The sequence below is a fragment of the Variovorax sp. YR566 genome (assembly GCF_051992195.1).
In the GTDB taxonomy this organism is placed as follows: domain Bacteria; phylum Pseudomonadota; class Gammaproteobacteria; order Burkholderiales; family Burkholderiaceae_C; genus Variovorax.
Genome location: NZ_CP197092.1, coordinates 2,605,613 through 2,624,436, shown reverse-complemented (window position 1 = coordinate 2,624,436; position 18,824 = coordinate 2,605,613). Strand labels below are relative to the sequence as shown.

Below are 18,824 nucleotides of genomic sequence, written 5' to 3'. Positions count from 1 at the left end.
GAGGCTCTTCAAAAGCTCAGATGCCTTTGGAAGAAGGATTGGCGAACGCTTCCTTCGTCTCGGCATTCAGCGGGTAGTTGATGTTGATGCCCTTCGGCGGAATCGGCGACATGAACCACTTGGCATAGAGCTTTTCCATCTCGCCCGACTTCATCATGCCCGACACCACGCGGTCGACCAGCGCCTTGAAGGCCGGGTCGTCCTTGCGGAACATCAGCGACTGGTTCTCGGTGCGCAGGCTCTCGCCGGTGATGATGAAGTCCTTCGGGTTGCGCGCATTCGCGATCTGCCCGGCCAGCAGGATGTCGTCGAGCACGAAGGCCTGGGCGCGGCCGCTTTCCACCAGCAGGAAGGAGTCGCTGTGGTCCTTGCCCGCGAGGTTGTTCACTTCAAGGCTGCGGCCACGGTCGGCCTCGCGCAGCAGGCGGAACGAGGTGGTGCCGCTGGTGGTGGCCACCGTCTTGCCCTGCAGGTCGGCAATGCTCTTGATGCCCGAATCGGCCTTCACCAGCATGCGCACGTTGTAGCGGAAGATGTCCGGCGAAAACGCCACCTGCTTCTGCCGCTCGATCAGGTTGGTGGTGGAGCCGCATTCGATGTCGACCGTGCCGTTCTGCACCAGCGGAATGCGATTGGCCGAGGTGACGGCCTGGTACTTGATCTCGATGGCCGGCATCTTCAGCTCGCTCTTCACCGCCTCGACGATGCGGTTGCAGATCTCGATGCTGTAGCCCACGGGCTTGAGGTTGCCGTCGAGGTACGAAAAGCCGAAGGACGACTCCCGGTAGCCGAAGGTGATGGCGCCGCTGGCCTTGATCTTGGCGAGCGTGTCGCTTTCCTGGGCCTGCGCGGCCGTGAGCGGCATGAAGGCCGCAAAAATCACCGCGAGCGCGGCACCAAAGGGAAACGGCAGACGAAGCTTGGGCATGGAACGCTCCTCGGAACGATGGTTGAAGAAAAAGCGGATGGGAAAGTGGTAGCGCTCAGCGCGCGGCGGCGCGTGTGACCGCATCGATGGAGGCCGCGAGCCGCGCGGCGATCTCCTGCAGGTCTTGCCGCGTGGCAATGAAGGGCGGCGCCAGCAGCACGTGGTCGCCCAGCCGGCCATCGACCGTGCCGCCGAAGGGGTAGCACAGCAGGCCGCGCGCCATGGCGTCCTTCTTGACGGTGGCGTTGACCTTCAGCGCCGGATCGAAGGGCGTCTTGCTCGCGCGGTCGGCCACCAGCTCGATACCCCAGAAGAAGCCGCGGCCGCGGATGTCACCCACGTGCGGGTGCGCGCCCACCGCCTCGGCCAGCATCGCGCCGAAGGCAACGCCGTCTTCGCGCACCTTGGCGACCAGCCCGTCGCGCCGGATCACCTGCTGTACCGCGAGCGCAGCAGCGCAAGCCATCGGGTGGCCGAGGTAGGTGTGGCCGTGCTGGAAGAAGCCGCTGCCGCTGGACATGGCCTCGACGATGCGGCGCTGCGCCAGCACAGCGCCTATCGGCTGGTAGCCGCCGCCCAGGCCCTTGGCGACGGTCATGAGATCGGGCACCACGCCCTCCTGCTCGCAAGCGTGCAGCGAGCCGGTGCGGCCCATGCCGCACATCACCTCGTCGAGGATCAACAGCACGCCGTATTTGTCGCACACCGCGCGCACCGCCTTGAAGTAGCCCGGCACCGGCGTGAGCACGCCGGCCGTGGCGCCGCCGACGGTTTCTGCCACGAAGGCGATCACGCGGTCAGCACCCTGCGCGAGGATGGCCGCTTCGAGCTCTGCCGCCAGGCGCAGGCCGTACTGCCCGGCGCTTTCGTCGTCGCGTTGCTCGCGGTACGGGTAGCAGGGCGACACGTGCGTGGCCGGCACGAGGATGGGTGCGAAGGGCTCGCGACGCCATGCGTTGCCGCCCACGGCCAGCGCGCCCAGCGTGTTGCCGTGGTAGCTCTGGCGGCGCGCAATGAAGTGCGTGCGCTGCGGCTGGCCGATTTCGACAAAGTATTGGCGCGCCATCTTCAGCGCCGACTCCACCGCTTCCGAGCCACCGCTAACCAGGTACACGTGGCTCATGCCCTCGGGGGCGGAACCGATCATTTCGTCGGCCAGTTGCTCGGCCACTTCGCTCGTGAAGAAGCTGGTGTGCGCATAGGCGAGCTTGTCGATCTGTGCGTGCATGGCGGCCAGCACCTCGGGGTGCGCATGGCCGAGCGACGACACCGCCGCGCCGCCAGAGGCGTCGAGGTATTCGCGGCCTTCGGCGTCGCGGATGAACATGCCGTGGGAGCCGGCGGCAACGGGCGGGGTCTGGCGAAGGTGGCGGTGGAAGACGTGCGTCATGGGGGCTGGCAACTGGACTCTCGGGTTGGAACTAACGTTTCCGCCGGATTATTGTTTGGAACATTTGTTCCGTCAACTGCCGCCATTCAACCCCTCCGGTACATTTGTTCCAACGACAGCCGAAGAGAGACACCACCATGGGCGCCCGAGAGCAGATCCGCCAGCGTTTCAACGAACTGAGCCCCGCCCTGCAGCAGGTGGCGCGCTACGTGCTCGACCATCCGAACGAGGTGGTCACGGGCTCGATGCGCAACGTCGGCACGCGCTCGCAGAGCACGCCCGCCACCCTCGTGCGTTTCGCGCAGCATCTGGGCTTCGAAGGCTGGCCGCAGCTCAAGGAAGCCTTCGCCGCCGACATGGGCCTGGGCTCCGCCGAAACCTACGGCGGTCGCGCCAAGCAGCTCGTCAGCCGCGCCAAGGACCAGACGCTGACCGGCGAAATGTTCGAGGTGCAGCGCCGCAATCTCGAAGCCACGCACCAGCAGAGCGAGCAGGCGCTGCAAAAGGCCTGCGCGCTGATCGAGAAGGCCCCGACAGTGCACGCCGCGGGGTTCAGGGCGTGCTTTCCGATCGCTTTTTCATTCGTCTACGTGTACCGGCTCTTCCGCGCCAGCGTGCACCTTGTCGATGGCCAGGGCGGCTCGCTGGAAATGCAGCAACGAGCCTTCGCCAAGGGCGACGCGCTGGTGGTGGCGAGCTTCGTGCCCTACTCGCGCGAGGCGCTGCAGGTGGCGCAGGCGGCCAAGGCGGCGGGTTGCCGCATCGTCGCCATTACCGACAGCATGACCTCGCCGCTGTCGCTGCTGGCGGACGAGACGCTGCTCTTCACGATCAACAGCCCTTCGTTCTTCCCGTCGGTCGCGGCCGGGGTGGCTGTGACGGAAGCGCTGGTCGAGCTGCTGGCCAGCCGCGCGGGCAAGCCGGTGATCCGGCGCATCGACCAGGCGGAGGCGCAGCTGTTCGAATCGGGGGCCTACCTCACGCCGCCGGCGGCGCGCGGCAGCTAGGGCCAGGAGCTCAGATCAGCGCCCGGGTGCGGCCGGCGGCCTGCTGGCTCAGGTGAAGCACCAGCAGGTCGCGGTTGGCGATGATGTGGTCGCGCATGGCGGTTTCGGCGCCGGAGGCTTCCTGCCGGCCCAGCGCCTCGACGATGCGGCAGTGCTCTTCCAGCGCCTGCAGAGCCTGCTCGTGGCGGTACAGCTGCATCGACGCGTCGCGGTTGTGCGGACGCAGCTTGCTGTCGAAGATGATCGGCAACTGGCTGGCTCGCTGCACCGCCTCGGTCAGCCAGCGGTTGTCCGCCAGTGTCAGCAGCTTGTTGTGAAAGGCCTGGTTCAGGTCCTGCCAGCACTCGGCCCGGACGTCAGTCCATTCGCCTCTGCCGTGCAGCACTTCGTACTGCTCGTCGAGCATGGCCGTCAATTGCGCCAGGGCTCCGCCTTCGAGACCGCGCTCGCTGATCAGGCGGCAGCACATGCCCTCCAGCGTGGCACGCACGCTGAAGGCGTCGAACACGTCCTTGGCGTTGAAGCGGCGCACCTGGAAGCCCTTGTTGGGCAGATACAACAGCAGCCCCTCGTCGGCCAGCCGCGCCATGGCGCCGCGCACAGGAGTGCGCGACACGCCAAGTTCGTTGGCGAGCGAGATCTCCATCAAATGGGAGCCAGGGGCAATCACACCATCGAAGATGCGATTGCGCAGCGTGTCGGCCACGGACAACGCTCGTGTCCGAGAGGGGTCTGGGGGGGTCATCGAAAGTCGGGAACTAGGGGGCGCCGGAAGCGGGTCGCGCGGATGGTACGGCCGCGTACAAAAGCTTCATATCCCCGATTTCCGTAAAAATTTTATTCCGGGACTTTTTCGATGATTACTTCAAATTTATTAACTTTTGTAAACTTCTCTTCAGCTGTACGCGTTAACCCGCCCCCGGTAGCCCTTTCGGACAGCCTGCCTATCTGGCAATGATCCAGTCGGCGATCTGTGGGACAACTTCGCGATCGAGCCCGTTGAAGCCGTGATACGCCATGGCCTCGCACGGGTCGCCCCTGTTCTCCCCGCCCTTGAAGCTCAGCAGCGCCTTCCTCGGCGAGTTCTCGAGCTTTCCCATGAGGACGGGCACGTTGGCAAACGCGCAGAGCGCGCAGCCATCCTGCTCGTGATGGACGACGAGAACAGGCACCCGGATCTTTTCCAGCGGCATTGCCGGAACGGGCCGTCCCCTGTCGTCGGTGAGGATGGTCGAGCTCAGGACGATGCCGTCCGGCCCTTCAGGGCCCGCGAGCTCGGTCGCGACGTATGCCGCGGACTGCGTACCCCGGCTGGTGCCCACAAGCCACACAGGCACCTTGGATTGCTCTCGCATCCACGCAATGACCGCCTTGAGGTCGGCCGCATGCTCCGGCTTCTGGCGAAAACCGCTGAGGTAGGGTGGACTCAGCCGGTCGGACGGCGCATCGACGACGGCGACCATGAGCCCTTGGTCCGCAAACAGCTGTCGCGTGCGAACGAGAAAATTCCCGGCGCCCCAGTTGAACGAACCATTGGGAAAGATCTGCAACCCGCCGTGCCCGCCTGCGAGCAGGATCACGGCAGCCCTTGGCGCTGGCGGCGACAGCACGAGCATCCGCTGCGTTACCCCGGGCCGGGTGGGAATGTCGACCACCTTCTGCGTGGTCTGCGCCTGGGCTGGCAAAACCAGCGCAATCAGGAAGAGAAAGCCCGCGATCCAGTACCTGGCAATGTTGCGCATAGACGATCTCCTGGGGGTACAGCTTTGAGTCCGTTTGCCGGCCGACCTGCATAATCGCGCCCTTTTTCCCTAGGGACGCCAGATGAATCTGGAAATCGCGCAATCCACGCCGACGGCGGCAAGCATTGCGAAGCTCGTTCAGGTGCACTACGGCCTGGGCGAAGTGGTCGAGAGCGAGTTCCTGCGGCGCAGCTTCAATCAAGTCTATCGGCTGAGCTTTGCCAGCGGGCGACGTGCCGTGGCGCGGCTCTGCGCCGAGCGGCCCCGAGGCGGCCCCAACATGCTGTTCGAATCAGCCGCGCTGCAGCATTGGGCGCAGGCCGGATGCCCCGTATCCCGTTGCCTGCCCACCGCGGACGGTGAAGTCGCCATCCATGTGTCGCTTCCCGAGGGCTCCCGGGCGCTGATGCTGTTCGAGTATCTGGACGGAGAGTTCACCGGCGATTCGGCCGATGACATCGAAGCCTTTGCGCACGGGCTGGCCGCCTTGCACATTGCGGGCGAAAGCTACCAGGGGCCGGCCAGCAGCTATCACCTGGACCTGGACTACCTGCTGCTGCGCCCGCTGCAGGGCCTGTTGCACGCTCCGACCATGACCGCCGAGTTGCGCCCGCAATTCGAGAGGCTGGGCCAGCGGCTGCACAGCGACGTCCTGGCATTGGGCGAGCTCAGCCGCGTGCTGTGCCACGGCGATGCGCACGGCAGCAACAACTTCATCGTGCGCGGTGCGCAGGAGCAGCGCGAGGCGGTGTTCTTCGACTTCGACGAGGCAGGCCCCGGCTACCTGGCCTATGAACTGGCGGTCTATCCGTGGAGCCTGCATCCGCGCACGCCCGATGGCGTACTGAACGACAAGGCAACGGGGCAGTGGCGGAACTTCATATCCGCCTATCGCGAGGCCCGGCCTGTCGCCGATGCCGACCTCGCCGCCATCGCACGCTTCATGGCAGTGCGGCAGATCTGGCTGCTGGGAGAGTGCGCAGGACGGGTTCCTGTCTGGGGCTCCCAGACCATACCGACCGACTATCTCCGCCGGCAGGTGACCATGCTGCGCAAGTGGGAAACATTGGAGTTGCCACTCTAGTAGGGCCCGGAACCCTCCCCTGCCAGCGCAAGTCAAACCGCTTGTCGCGGCGCCTTGTCGCGACAGGAGGTAATGACCATGAAGCAAGTGAAGCATTGGCAAGACCCCGTCAACGCCGTCGCCGGCGCCTGGCTGATCGTCTCGCCCTGGGTCCTGGGCTTTTCGGACCTGACGCCCGCCATGTGGACGATGGTGGCGACCGGCATCGTGCTCGGCGCGGTGGCGCTCGGTGCGACCTTCGTGCCCCGACAGTGGGAAGAATGGACCGAGGTCGCGCTGGCGGCCTGGCTCGCGATATCGCCCTGGGTGGTCGGCTTCCGTGGCGTCGAGACGGCGATGGTCAATGCGGTGCTCGTCGCCGCGGTGATCCTCGTGCTGGCGCTCTGGGTGCTGGTAACCGACAAGGACTACCTGGGCAACATCAGCGACCGTCCAGCGCATTGACCTGAGCGCCGGGCCTGAGGATGGGCCCAGTGTCCATCCTTCATATCGATCAGCCGCTTACTGCGTGCGCGAAGCGGCGGGTTGCGGTGCTGCCGCGTCCGCTTTGGCGTTGTTGCCATCGCCCATCCACCCAGCCTGCCAGCCCCCGCCCATCGCCTGGATCAGCGCGATGGCCGTGGTCTGGCGACTGACCTGCAGCTGCACAAGCGTGCGCCGCGCGCTCAGCGCGGCGGCCTGTGCGGTGACCACGTCGGTGTAGCTCACCTGCGCGGCGCGATAGCGGTTCAGCAACTGCTGCTCGGTCTTGTCTGCCGCAGCCGAGGCCTCGCGGCGAAAGCCCTCCTGCTCGGCGAGCGTCGCGCTCGCGGTGAGCTGGTCTTCCACGGCCTGGAAAGCCGTGAGCACGGTCTGCCGATAGCGCGCCACGCTCGACTCGTAGGAGGCCTTGGCCGAATCGACGTTGGCCGCGATGGCGCCCGCGTCGAACACCACCTGCGCCACCGAGAAGCCCAGCGACCACAGCGAGTTGGCCGAGCTGAACAGGTCCTTCACGCGGCTGGCGCTGCTGCCGACCGAGGCAGTGAGGCCAATGTTCGGAAAGTAGGCTGCGCGCGCAATGCCGATCTGCGAATTGGCCGCCGCCACGGTGCGCTCGGCGGCCGCGATGTCGGGCCGGCGCTGCAGCAGCGTCGAGGGCACGCCGAGCGGCACGCCGGGCACCACGGGCGTCCATTGCGCGGCCGGCAGGCTGAAGTCGGCTGGTGCCACGCCCAGCAACGCGGCAATCGCGTGCTCGTAGGTGGCGCGCGTGCGCTGCAGGCCCACGCGTTCGGCCTTGGCGTTGACGAGTTGCGTCTGCGCCTGCAGCACATCGGTCTGCGCGGCGATGCCGGCCTGATAGCGGTTGCTCGTGATCTCGAAGGCGCGCTGGTAGCCCTGGATGGTTTCGTCGAGCAGCACGATCTCCGTGTCGGCCTCGCGCAGCGAGAAGTAGTTGGTGGCCAGGTCGCCGATGGCCGACAGGCGCGCCGCGGCCAAGTCGGCCTCGCTCGCCTGGGCATTGGCCTGGGCGCTGCTCACGGCTTCGCGCAGGCGGCCCCACACATCCGGCGTCCAGCTGGCGCCCAGCGTGGCCGAGAAGGCATTCGACGGACTCGACGTGCTGCTGCCGCCCACCGTGCCGGAGCGCTTGCCGCTGCCGTCCAGCGACACCGACGGGAACAGCGCCGCCCGCTCGCCGCGCACCAGCGCCTGGGCCTGCGAATAGTTGGCCACCGCCGCGGCGATGTTCTGGTTCGACACCTGCACGCGGCCGGCCAGTTCGTCGAGCGTGGCATCGCCGAACAGCTTCCACCATTCGCCGCGGTCGAGCGCGTCGGCAGGCGCGGCGGGCAGCCAGCCTTCGGCGGTCTTCTGCTCCTTCCAGTTGACGGAAGCTGCGGTGGTGGGCTGTTCGTAGCGCGGGCCGACGGAGCAGCCGGCGAGCACAGCAGCCAGAGCGAGCGCCGAGAGCGGGAAGCGGCTCGCGCGGAAGGAGGAAAAGGAAAGCAGTGCGTTCATGGCGGTGTTCTTCTCAAGCTGGCGCGACCCGGCTCAGTTCGTGTTCGTTCTTGCCGCGGCGGCGCAATTTGTCGAGCAGCAGATAGACGACCGGCGTCGTCAGCAGGGTCAGCAGCTGGCTGGCGATCAGCCCGCCGATGATGGCCACGCCCAGCGGCCGACGCAGCTCGGCACCCTCCCCGAAGCCGATGGCCAGCGGCAGTGCGCCCAGTGCGGCCGCCAGCGTGGTCATCAGGATCGGGCGGAAGCGCAGCAGGCAGGCCTCGCGCACCGCCTCCAGCGGCGAGAGCCCGCGCGAGCGCTCGGCCTCCAGTGCGAAGTCGATGATCAGGATGGCATTCTTCTTCACGATGCCGATCAGCAGGAACACGCCGATCAGCGCAATGATCGAGAACTCCATGCGGAACATCAGCAGCGCCAGCACCGCGCCCACGCCAGCCGACGGCAGCGTCGACAGCACGGTGATCGGATGCACCAGGCTCTCGTACAGGATGCCCAGCACGATGTAGATCACGATCAGCGCGGCCAGGATCAAGATGGCCTGCTGGCCCTGCGACTGCTGCGCGCTGGCCGCCGTGCCGGCGAAGGCGCCGCGCACGTTGGTGGGCATCGCGATGTTGGCCTCGGCCTTGGCGATGGCCTCGCGCGCATCGCCGAGGTTCGCGCCTTCGGCGAGGTTGAACGAGATGGTGGTCGCCAGTTCGCCGTCCTCGTGGCTCACCGAGGTGGCGACGGATTGCTCTTCGAACTTCGCCACCGCCGACAGCGGCACGAGCGCAGTGGCCGTGTTGCTCAGCACGTTGCCGGTCGATGCGCTGCGCAGGCCCGCGTTGGCCGACACCGGCACGGAGGTGCTGCTGGCCGTGCTCGAGGACGACGACGAACTTGAACTCGTCGACGTCGTGGTGCTCGCCGCCACCTGCGTGGTCACGGTCTGCCCCGCCACCACCGTCGTCTTGGTGGCCGGCACGTAAACGTCGCTCAAGGCATTGGGACTGCGCGAGTAGCGTGGAGCCCACTCCATCACCACGTGGTACTGGTTCAGCTCGGTGTAGATGGTCGCCACCTGCCGCTGCCCGAAGGCGTTGTAGAGCGCGTTGTCGACGGCTGTGGACGTAAGGCCCAGCCGGCGCGCGCTGTCGGGGTCGACCTTGGCCACCGTCTCCACGCCGTTCTCGTCCTGGTCGGTGTCGATGTCGGTCAGCACCGGCTGCATCTTCAGTTCGTCGGACAGCTTCAGGGCCCAGGTGCGCAGATCGGCGAGGGAGTCGCTCTTGAGCGTGTACTGGTAGGTGGAGTTGCTGGCGCGGCCGCCCGAGCGCACGTCCTGCACCGTGCCCAGGAACACGCGCAGGCCGGTCACTTCGTTGAGCTGTGGCCGCAGCCGCGCGATCACGGCCAGGCCACTGTCCTTGCGCTGGTTGGCCGGCTTCAGGTTGACGAACATGAAGCCGCCCCCTGCCCGGCCCGCGCCGGTAAAGCCGACCACGGTGTCGACCGCCTCGTCCTTGCGGATGATGTCGACCACCTGCCGCAGCTTGGCGGCCAGCGCCTGCGACGAAATGCTCTGGTCCGCGCGCAGGCCGCCGTTGAGCTGCCCGCTGTCCTGCTGCGGGAAGAAGCCCTTGGGCGCAGCGCTGAAGAGATACACATTGAGCCCGACCACCGCCACCAGGATCAGCATGACCAGCGCCTTGCTGTCGAGCGCCCAGTCGAGGCTGGTCTCGTAGCGCTTGAGCACCCAGTCGTAGCTGCTTGCCGCCATGCGACCAAAGCGGCCTTGTGGCTTGCTCTTGTCATGCTCGCCACCGGGCTTGAGCAGCCACGCGCACATCATGGGCGTGGTGGTCAGCGAGATGACGAGCGAGATCATCACCGCCGCCGACAGCGTCACCGCGAACTCGCGGAACAGCCGGCCCACCTGTCCGCCCATGAACAGCAGCGGAATGAACACCGCCACCAGCGACACGCTGATCGACAGCACGGTGAAGCCCACTTCCTTGGCGCCCAGCAGCGCCGCCTTCATGCGCGTCATGCCCGACTCGATGTGCCGGCTGGTGTTTTCGAGCACCACGATCGCGTCGTCCACCACGAAGCCGGTGGCCACCGTGAGCGCCATCAGGCTCAGGTTGTTCAGGCTGAAGCCCAGCAGGTACATGACCCCGAAAGTGCCCAGCAGCGCCGCCACCGTGGCCACCGCGGGCACGATGGTCGCGCGCACGCTGCGCAGGAACAGGCTGACCACCAGCACCACCAGGATGACCGAGATGACCAGCGTGAGCTCGACCTCGCGCAGCGAGCCGCGGATGGAGTTCGTGCTGTCCGACGCCACCTGCAGCGTGACGTCGGGCGGCAGCTGAGCCTGCAGCTCGGGCAGCAGCGCGCGCACGCTGTCGACGGTCTCGATGATGTTGGCCGAGGGCTGCCGCGTGATCAGCACGATGATCGCGGGCTCGCCGTTGAACAGGCCGAGCGTGCGCGTGTCTTCCACGCCATCGACCACCTCGGCCACGTCCTGCAGCCGCACGGCCGCACCGTTGCGCCAGGCGATGACCATCGGGGCGTAGTCGCTGGCACGCAGGGCCGGTGTCTGCGTGTAGATCTGCAGCTTGCGGCCCTCGCCCTGGACCATGCCCTTGGGGCGGTTGGCGTTGGAGGCCTGGATGGCGGCGCGCACGTCTTCGGTGCTGATGCCGTAGCGGCTGAGCGCGAACGGCAGCAGCTCGATGCGCACGGCCGGGAGCGAGCCGCCGCCGATTTCTACGTCGCCCACGCCGTCCACCTGGGACAGGCGCTGGCTGACGATGTTCGAGACGGCGTCGTAGATCTGGCCCGGAGTCTTGGTCTTGGACGTGAGGGCCAGGATGATGACCGGCGAGGCGGCGGGGTTGGCCTTGCGGTAGGTCGGGTTGCTTCTCAGTGTGGCGGGCAGGTCGACGCGGCTGGCGTTGATGGCAGCCTGCACTTCTCTGGCGGCGCCGTCGATGTTGCGGCTCAGGTCGAATTGCAGGGTGACGCGGGCGGAGCCTACCGAGCTGGTGGACGTCATTTCGTTGACGCCTGCGATGGTGCCTAGGTGGCGCTCCAGCGGGGTTGCTACGCTGGTTGCCATCGTTTCAGGGCTTGCTCCGGGGATGGAGGCTCTTACTGAGATGACTGGGTAATCGACTTGGGGGAGTGGGGAGACTGGGAGGACGAAGAATGCGGCTATGCCTGCCAGGGCTATGCCTATGGTCAGTAGGACTGTGCCTATGGGGCGGCGGACGAAAGGTAATGAGAGATTCATCGCTGCTCTCCTTGCGGAGGGCTGAGGCCGGGTCTCGCCCCGGCGGGCGAGCTACTTTCTTTTGCTTCGCCAAAAGAAAGTAGCCAAAGAAAAGGCGACCCCACTGTCTGCGACCCCTTCGCTGCGCTACGGGGCAGCCAGAGGGGAGGTGGAGACAACACGGGCCTTTGCTTCGCTCGGCCCCCATGCGGCTGCAGGCGCGGAGCGCCTGCAGCCGCACCGCGCCGAGCGCAGCGATGGCCCGCCCGGTTCCCCAATCCCTTCTGGCTGCGCCGAGGAGCGCAGACGCAGGAGGGATCAGGGCCGCAGCTGTTTGAGCGCAACGCAGTGGAGCGAGTTCTGCGGACCCCCTCCGGAGTCGAGCACCGCAGGTTGCCCGTAGCGAAGCGAAGGGACGCAGACAGCAGGGTCGCCTTTCTTTTGCCCACTTTTCTTTGGCGAAGCAAAGAAAAGTAGGTCGCCCGCCGGGGCGAGACCCGGCCCCGGAAAGCAAACAAGCAGCAAGAGAAAAACCGGCTCAAACCGCTTCCTCCTCAACCGCAGCCCGCCGAGAACTCCCCCCACCCAACCGATCAAACGCAAGGTAGATCACAGGCGTAGTGAACAGGGTAAGCAGCTGACTAACAATCAACCCGCCGAAGATCGCCAACCCCAACGGACGCCGCAATTCAGCGCCTTCGCCGAAGCTCAGCATCAGGGGAACGGCCGCAAACAAGGCAGCCAGCGTAGTCATCAAGATAGGCCGAAACCGCAACAAAGCAGCCTGATGAATAGCCTCCCGAGGAGACTTCCCCTGAGTCCGTTCAGCATCGATAGCAAAGTCGATCATCATGATCGCGTTCTTCTTCACGATGCCGATCAGCAGAATGATCCCGATGATCCCGATCACCCCCAGGTCGTTGCCAGTGATCATCAAGGCGAGCAAGGCCCCGACCCCGGCAGAAGGCAGCGTAGACAAGATAGTCAGCGGATGCACGTAGCTCTCGTACAGCACCCCCAGCACGATGTACACGCAAACCACCGCCGCCAGAATCAGCCACAACTGGTTAGACAGCGACTTCTCGTACGCCCCTGAAGCCCCCAGGAAGGTCATCGTCACGCTGCTGGGCAGCCCGATCTCCTTCGCAGCCGCCCTGATCGCATCGACCGAAGACCCAAGCGAAACCCCGGGCGCCGTATCGAAGTTCAGCGTGCTCGCCGGGTACTGCGCCACGTGCGTGATCTGCAGCGGCGCCTGCTGCTCGGTGATGTCCGCAATCGCGGACAGCGGCGTCGCGGTGCCGGAGCCGGCGATCAGGCTCAGCTGCCCCAGCGTCTGCGGCGTATTCACCATGCCGGGACGCGCTTCGAGAATCACCCGGTACTGGTTTGTCTCGGTGAAGATCGTCGACACGATGCGCTGGCCGAACGCGCTGTACAGCGCATCGTCCACCGTGCTCGCCGTGATCGACAGCCGCGCCGCGGTGTCGCGGTTCACGTTGACGAACGCCGCCAGACCCTGCGCGCCGGCATCGCTGCTCACGTTGCGCACCTTGTCCGATGTCTGCAGCTTCGCCACGAGCTTCTTCATCCACTCGGTGATCGCGGCGCTGTCCACGCCCTCCAGCGACACGCGGTACTCGGTCGGGCCGGTCTCGGCGTCGATGGTCAGGTCTTGCGTGGGCTGCAGGTACAGCGTGACGCCGGCCACCTGCCGCACGCGCTCGCGCAGCCTGTCCATCACGTCCTGCTGGTTGCCGCGGCTCTTCGTCAGGTTGATGAGCATGCTGCCGGTGTGCAGCATGGTGTTGTTGGCCGCGTCCACACCAACGAAGGAGCTGAGGTTCTCGACCTCGGGGTCATCGAGAATGGCCTGCGCCGCTTGCAACTGCAGCTGCGACATGCGGTCAAAAGACACGTCCTGCGCGGCCTGCACACGGGCCTGCAGCTGGCCGGTGTCCTGCGTGGGGAACAGGCCCTTCGGGATCGTGAGGTACAGCACCACCGTCAGCACCATGGTCAGCAGCGCGACCAGCAGCGTGAGCGGCTGGTGCTCGATCACCCAGTGCAGCGAGCGGTCGTAGCGCTCCATCACGCCGCTGAAGAAACGCTGCGCGCGCGCGCCGAAGCCATGGCCGGCCGGGTCTTTCTTTTCTTCGTGCTTGAGCCAGCGCGCCGACATCATCGGCACCAGCGTGAGCGACACCACGGCCGAGATCAGGATGGTGATGGCCAGCGTCACCGCGAACTCACGGAACAGGCGGCCCACCACGTCACCCATGAAGAGCAGCGGAATCAGCACCGCAATGAGCGACACGGTCAGCGAGATGATGGTGAAGCCGATCTGCGTCGCGCCCTTGAACGCGGCCTGCAGCGGTTTTTCGCCCTCTTCGATGTAGCGCGCGATGTTCTCGATCATCACGATCGCGTCGTCCACCACGAAGCCGGTGGCAATGGTCAGCGCCATCAGGCTCAGGTTGTTCAGGCTGTAGCCCAGCAGGTACATCAGCCCGAAGGTGCCGATGAGCGAGATGGGCACCGCAATGCTCGCGATGACGGTGGCGCGCAGGCTGCCCAGGAAGGCGAAGATCACCAGCACCACCAGCACCACGGCCAGCACCAGTTCCATCTCGACGTGCTGGACCGACGCGCGAATGCCGGCCGTGCGGTCGCTGAGCACCTCGATCTTCAGCCCTGCGGGCAAGCCGGTCTGCAGCTCGGGCAACTGCTTCTTGATGGCATCGACGGTGGCGATCACGTTGGCGCCGGGCTGGCGCTGCACGTTCATGATGATCGCGGGCGACAGTTTGTTGGTGCCGTCGGCCTTGTTGCCGGCCCAGGCGCTCAGCTGGTTGTTCTCGGCGCTGTTGACCACCTGCGCCACGTCGACCATGCGGATCGGCGCGCCGTTCTTGTACGTGACGATGAGGTTCTTGTAGTCGTCGACCGTGAGCAGCTGGTCGTTCGAGTTGATGGTGTAGGCGCGCTTGGGGCCGTCGAAGCTGCCCTTGGCGCCGTTGGAGTTGGCTGCCGAGATGGCCGTGCGCAGCGTGTCGAGCCCGATGCCGTTGGCAGCGAGGGCCTGCGTGTTGGCCTGGATGCGCACCGCCGGGCGCTGCCCGCCGCTGAGCGAGACCAGCCCCACGCCCGAGACCTGGCTGATCTTCTGCGCGAGCCGGGTGTTGACGAGGTTCTGCACCTCGGTGAGCGGCAGCGTGTCGGACGTGATCGAGAGCGTGAGCACCGGCGCGTCGGCCGGGTTGACCTTGGCGTACACGGGCGGCGCCGGCAGGTCGGCCGGCAGCAGCGAGCCGCCGGCATTGATGGCGGCCTGCACTTCCTGCTCGGCCACGTCGAGCGTCTGGCCCAGCGAGAACTGCAGCGTGATGATCGACACGCCCGCGGCGCTGGTCGAGCTCATGCGGTCGAGCCCCGACATCTGGCCGAACTGGCGTTCCAGCGGCGCGGTGACGGTGTTGCTCATGACCTCGGGGCTGCCCCCGGGGTAGAGCGTCTGCACCTGGATGGTCGGGTAGTCGACCTGCGGCAATGCCGACAGCGGCAGGAAGCGGAACGCCACCAGGCCGGCCAGCACGACGGCGACCATCAGCAGCGAGGTCGCCACCGGCCGCAGGATGAACGGACGTGACGGGTTCACCGGACGGCCTCCGCGCTACGGCTGCAGCTGCGACCGCTCATGGGCGACGCCCGCCCTGGCCACCTTCGCCACCGCCTTCGGACATGCGCTGCCAGCGCTCCAGTGCCGCCGGGTCGCCACGGTCCAGTGCTTCAAGAAAGCGCTTGCGGCGCTCCAGTTGCTGCGGGTCGTCCTTGGCGGCGTCGAGCATGCGCTGGCGCTGCTCGGCGGTCGGGAGCTTGGCGGGTGTTGCGGGTTCCGCTGCGGGAGCGGCAGCAGCCGGGCCCGATGCACCTGACGCACCTGATGCGCCGCCCTTCGGTGCCGCCGCGCCGCCTTGACGGTGTTGTCCACGGCGCGAACCGCTCGCGGGCGCCGACGCCGCACCGGCCGGGCGTTCGACCTGGGTCTGTACGCGCGCGCCGTCCTTCAGCCGGTCGCCGCCTTCGGTCACGACCTGCTCGCCGGCCTTCAGGCCCGACATGATCGCGACGTTGTCCACGCTCGATTCGCCGCGTGTCACCGGCCGCTGCGACACCGTGCTGTCTTCGTTCAGCACATACACGTAGTCGCCGTTGGGGCCGTGGCGCAGCGCCGTGACCGGCACCACCACCGCGCTGGCCACGGTGCGCAGCAGCAGCCGCAGGTTGACGAACTGGTTCGGGAACAGCGCGCTGTCGGCATTGGCGAAGCGGGCCTTGGCCTTGACGGTGCCGGTGGCGGTGTCGACCAGGTTGTCGAGCGTGGAGAAGGCTCCGTTCGCAAGCTGGCGCGTGCGCGTGCGGTCGAAGGCGGTGGCGTCGAGCTTGGCGCCCTGGGCGAGGCGCTCCTGCACTTCGGGCACGCGGTCTTGCGGAATGGCGAATTCGACGTCGATGGGCGCGATCTGCGTGATGGTCGCAATGCCGTTGGTGGTGCCGGTGGAGATGTAGTTGCCCCCGTCCACCGGCCGCAGGCCGATGCGCCCGCTCACCGGCGCGGTGATGCGGCTCCAGGCCAGGTTGAGCTTGGCCGTGTTCTCGTTGGCGCGGTCGATGGCTACGGTGCCTTCGAGCTGCTTGACCAGCGCGGCCTGCGTGTCGACGTCTTGCCGGGCGATGGAGTCCTGCCCCAGCAGGGTCTGGTAGCGCTGCAGCGTGACGCGCGCCGCCGCCAGCTGCGCCTCGTCGCGCTGCCGCGCCCCGCTGGCCTGCCCCAGCGCGTTCTGGAACGGCTGCGGGTCGATGGTGGCGAGCACGTCGCCCTTCTTGACCATCTGTCCTTCCTGGAACAGCACGGCCGTGAGCACGCCCGACACCTGCGGCTGCACGATCACGTTGGCCAGCGGCGTGACGGTGCCCAGCGCCTCGAGTTGCACCGGGATGTCGGCCTGCCTGGCCGTGGCAACGCCGACCGTGCTGGAGGCCCCGCCGCCGCCGCGCCCACCCGGGCCGCCCGGCCCACCACCCTGCCGGCCGGCGCCAGGAGCGCCACCGGGGCCGGCCGCGGGCGTCTTCGACCGCTGGATCAGATACCAGGCGCCGGCACCCAGCGCCACGAGCAGCAGCAGGGTCAGCAGCCCGCCCACCCACCGGCGTCTGCGCACCGTCGGATGTGTTGGCGAGACGGTGGAAGGCAGAGGCTCGGGTGGTTTTTCTTGTTCCATGGGCGGTGCGTGCGAAAGATGCAGGGGTGCGGACCGGGGTAGTACAGCGCGGAATGGTAGTCCCGCTCTTTGCTGCGCCGTAAAGCGACGGTAAAGCTGCCCGCACGGCATCCGCAATTCACGCCGCCCGGCTGCAATTCACGCCGCATGCATGCATTCCGTCGCAAGCCGGTGGCTGGAGCGGGCGGGGGCCGGCACAGTCCACTCCATCGATTCCCTTCCGCCCTTCTTCTTCAAGATTTCTTCCACTTCCAACGGAGCGCCACCATGCTGATGCAAATCATCCTTCACACGCCCAAGTGGGTGTTCGCCGTGTTCTTCCTGCTGCTGTGGCTCGGTGCCAAGCAGCTGCTCACCAATGAAGTGAGCCTGAGCCGCGTCACGCTGATGCCGGTGGCCATGGGCGCCCTGTCGATCTACGGCGTGGTCTCCGTCTTCGGCGATTCCTTCGGCGCCCTGCTGGGCTGGGCCGCCGCCGCGGTGGTGATGCTGGCGCTGGTGCTGCAACGCCCGCTGCCCGACACCACCCGCTACGACGCAACAGAGCGCCGCTTCCACGTGGCCGGCAGCCCCGTGCCGCTGATGCTCATGATGGGCATCTTCCTGACCAAGTACGTGGTGGGCGTGGCCCTGGCCATGCACCCCGAGGTGCGCCAGCAAGCCGCCTTCGGCCTCGTGATCCCGGTGCTGTACGGCGCCTTCAGCGGTGTCTTCGCGGCCCGTGCGGTGCGCCTGTGGAAGCTGGCCATCCGCACTGACGCTATGTCGGCCACGGCCCGCGCGGCCTAAGATTCCCTAGGCCACGACTTTCATCCAGGACCCGCCACCATGAACGCGCTCTTGCTGATCCTCAAGATCTCCGTCACGGTGGTGCTCGTCGCCTCCATTGCCGAGGCGCTCGTGCTGTCCTGGCGCAACGGCTGGCGCAGCTACGACTGGAAGGCGGCCGGCGTCTCGGTGGTCGACTTTCTTGTGCGCGAGTACCCGTTGCGCTGGCTGCTGCCGCTGGCCTTCTGGACCGGCGCGATGAACTGGTTTTATGACCACCGCCTCTTCACCCTGCCGATGGACCACTGGAGCGGCTGGGTCGCCTGCTTCATCGGCCAGGAGTTCTGCTACTACTGGTACCACCGCGCGGCGCACCGGGTGCGCTGGTTCTGGTGCACCCACTCCATCCACCATTCGCCGAACCAGCTGAACCTGTCGGCCGCCTACCGCTTCGGCTGGACCGGCCGCCTCACCGGCACGCTGGCCTTCTTCATGCTGGCGCCGCTGCTGGGCATGCCGCCCCGGGTGATCCTGCTGATGCTCACGCTGAACCTGCTGTACCAGTTCTGGATTCACGCAACCTGGATCCCGCGCCTCGGGCCGCTCGAATGGGTGCTGAACACGCCCTCGGCCCACCGCGTGCACCACGCCTCGAACCTGGAATACCTGGACGGCAACTACGGCGGCGTGCTCATCGTGTTCGACCGCCTGTTCGGCACCTACATCCCGGAGCGCGCCGACCTTCCCTGCCGTTACGGGCTGGTGAACCCGATTACTTCGCACAACCTCTTCGAGATCGAGTTCAGCCAGTGGCGTGCGCTGTTGCGCGACCTGGCCTCGGCCCGCTCGGTGCGCGCCTTCGTCGGCTACCTCGTGAAGCCGCCGGGCTGGAAGCCCGACGGGCCTGGCGAGACGACCGAGGAACTGCGGCAGCGCGCGGCATTGCAGGCGACACCGTCGCCACAGTCGCCGCAGCCCGCCTCTTCCGATTTCATTCCTGTCCAATACAAGGAGCTGTCATGACCTCTCTTGCATCAAATTCTTCCCGCTCCGACGTCGAGCGCCTCGCACGCCGCCGCGCCGGCGCCAAGATGGGCTGGTACATCCACGCCTTCGTCTACGTGGTGGTCAACCTCGGCCTCGTCACGATCTCGGCCGCCAACGGCCGCACCTGGGCGATGTACCCGCTCATGGGCTGGGGGCTGGGCCTGCTGATCCACGGCGCCGTCGTCTGGTTCGTGGCGCCCGGCGGCGGCTTCTACGACAGGCTGGTGGAGCGCGAACGCCGCGCGCTGGACGCCGGGAACCGCGGGTGAGCCTGGACCAGGCTGCCACCAACCAAAGGTTCAGGGCT

The 18,824-nt window shown here is 66.8% G+C and carries 14 protein-coding genes; 6 read left to right on the top strand and 8 right to left on the bottom strand.

Features of this window, described 5'->3' with window-relative positions; translation table 11 throughout:
* Positions 1-16: 16 nt before the first annotated feature.
* Both ACTG4X_RS12270 and ACTG4X_RS12265 read right to left on the bottom strand, forming a co-directional pair.
* Positions 17-928 carry a transporter substrate-binding domain-containing protein gene (locus ACTG4X_RS12270; protein WP_440533887.1) on the bottom strand — a complete coding sequence of 304 codons (912 nt, stop codon included), beginning with the start codon at positions 926-928 and terminating at the stop codon, positions 17-19.
* 55 nt (positions 929-983) lie between these two features.
* The gene (locus ACTG4X_RS12265) at positions 984-2,318 is read right to left on the bottom strand and encodes an aspartate aminotransferase family protein (protein WP_097199529.1); all 1,335 of its coding nucleotides are present in this window, start codon (positions 2,316-2,318) and stop codon (positions 984-986) included.
* A gap of 137 nt (positions 2,319-2,455) precedes the next feature.
* On the opposite strand from ACTG4X_RS12265, the gene ACTG4X_RS12260 reads away from it, so the two are divergent.
* Entirely contained in the window at positions 2,456-3,325 is an 870-nt protein-coding gene (locus ACTG4X_RS12260) for a MurR/RpiR family transcriptional regulator (protein ID WP_097199530.1), read from the top strand.
* A gap of 10 nt (positions 3,326-3,335) precedes the next feature.
* Here ACTG4X_RS12260 and ACTG4X_RS12255 read toward each other — a convergent pair whose 3' ends face one another.
* The gene (locus ACTG4X_RS12255) at positions 3,336-4,031 is read right to left on the bottom strand and encodes a GntR family transcriptional regulator (RefSeq protein ID WP_179830459.1); all 696 of its coding nucleotides are present in this window, start codon (positions 4,029-4,031) and stop codon (positions 3,336-3,338) included.
* A gap of 238 nt (positions 4,032-4,269) precedes the next feature.
* Positions 4,270-5,067, bottom strand: coding sequence for an alpha/beta hydrolase (locus tag ACTG4X_RS12250; RefSeq protein WP_097199532.1), 798 nt, complete (start codon positions 5,065-5,067; stop codon positions 4,270-4,272).
* Between the two features lie 82 nt (positions 5,068-5,149).
* Here ACTG4X_RS12250 and ACTG4X_RS12245 point away from each other — a divergent pair, with 82 nt between their 5' ends.
* Together ACTG4X_RS12245 and ACTG4X_RS12240 are read left to right on the top strand one after the other, a co-directional pair.
* The gene (locus ACTG4X_RS12245) at positions 5,150-6,151 is read left to right on the top strand and encodes a phosphotransferase enzyme family protein (protein WP_097199533.1); all 1,002 of its coding nucleotides are present in this window, start codon (positions 5,150-5,152) and stop codon (positions 6,149-6,151) included.
* Between the two features lie 78 nt (positions 6,152-6,229).
* On the top strand, positions 6,230-6,595 hold the full coding sequence (locus ACTG4X_RS12240) for an SPW repeat protein (protein WP_093059100.1): 366 nt from the start codon (positions 6,230-6,232) through the stop codon (positions 6,593-6,595).
* Positions 6,596-6,652: 57 nt separating this feature from the next.
* On the opposite strand, the gene ACTG4X_RS12235 is transcribed toward ACTG4X_RS12240, so the two are convergent.
* From ACTG4X_RS12235 to ACTG4X_RS12220, 4 genes are all read right to left on the bottom strand, one after another.
* A complete protein-coding gene (locus tag ACTG4X_RS12235; protein WP_093082355.1) occupies positions 6,653-8,155 on the bottom strand; it encodes an efflux transporter outer membrane subunit in 1,503 nt (500 codons plus the stop codon).
* A 13-nt stretch (positions 8,156-8,168) separates the two neighbouring features.
* Positions 8,169-11,441 (bottom strand): efflux RND transporter permease subunit, encoded by a 3,273-nt coding sequence (locus ACTG4X_RS12230; protein ID WP_097199534.1) that lies wholly within the window; start codon positions 11,439-11,441, stop codon positions 8,169-8,171.
* A gap of 517 nt (positions 11,442-11,958) precedes the next feature.
* Complete coding sequence (locus ACTG4X_RS12225; protein WP_097199535.1) at positions 11,959-15,078, bottom strand: efflux RND transporter permease subunit; 3,120 nt, start codon at positions 15,076-15,078, stop codon at positions 11,959-11,961.
* A gap of 37 nt (positions 15,079-15,115) precedes the next feature.
* Positions 15,116-16,702 carry an efflux RND transporter periplasmic adaptor subunit gene (locus tag ACTG4X_RS12220; protein ID WP_097199536.1) on the bottom strand — a complete coding sequence of 529 codons (1,587 nt, stop codon included), beginning with the start codon at positions 16,700-16,702 and terminating at the stop codon, positions 15,116-15,118.
* Positions 16,703-16,969: 267 nt separating this feature from the next.
* Here ACTG4X_RS12220 and ACTG4X_RS12215 point away from each other — a divergent pair, with 267 nt between their 5' ends.
* Genes ACTG4X_RS12215 through ACTG4X_RS12205 form a run of 3 tightly spaced genes read left to right on the top strand, consistent with a single transcriptional unit; the run spans position 16,970 to position 18,786 of the window.
* A complete protein-coding gene (locus tag ACTG4X_RS12215) occupies positions 16,970-17,491 on the top strand; it encodes a DUF6622 family protein (RefSeq protein WP_097199537.1) in 522 nt (173 codons plus the stop codon).
* 39 nt (positions 17,492-17,530) lie between these two features.
* Complete coding sequence (locus tag ACTG4X_RS12210) at positions 17,531-18,493, top strand: sterol desaturase family protein (RefSeq protein ID WP_097199538.1); 963 nt, start codon at positions 17,531-17,533, stop codon at positions 18,491-18,493.
* On the top strand, positions 18,490-18,786 hold the full coding sequence (locus tag ACTG4X_RS12205; RefSeq protein WP_097199539.1) for a 2TM domain-containing protein: 297 nt from the start codon (positions 18,490-18,492) through the stop codon (positions 18,784-18,786). The genes ACTG4X_RS12210 and ACTG4X_RS12205 overlap by 4 nt, the downstream gene beginning before the upstream one ends.
* Positions 18,787-18,824 lie beyond the last annotated feature (38 nt).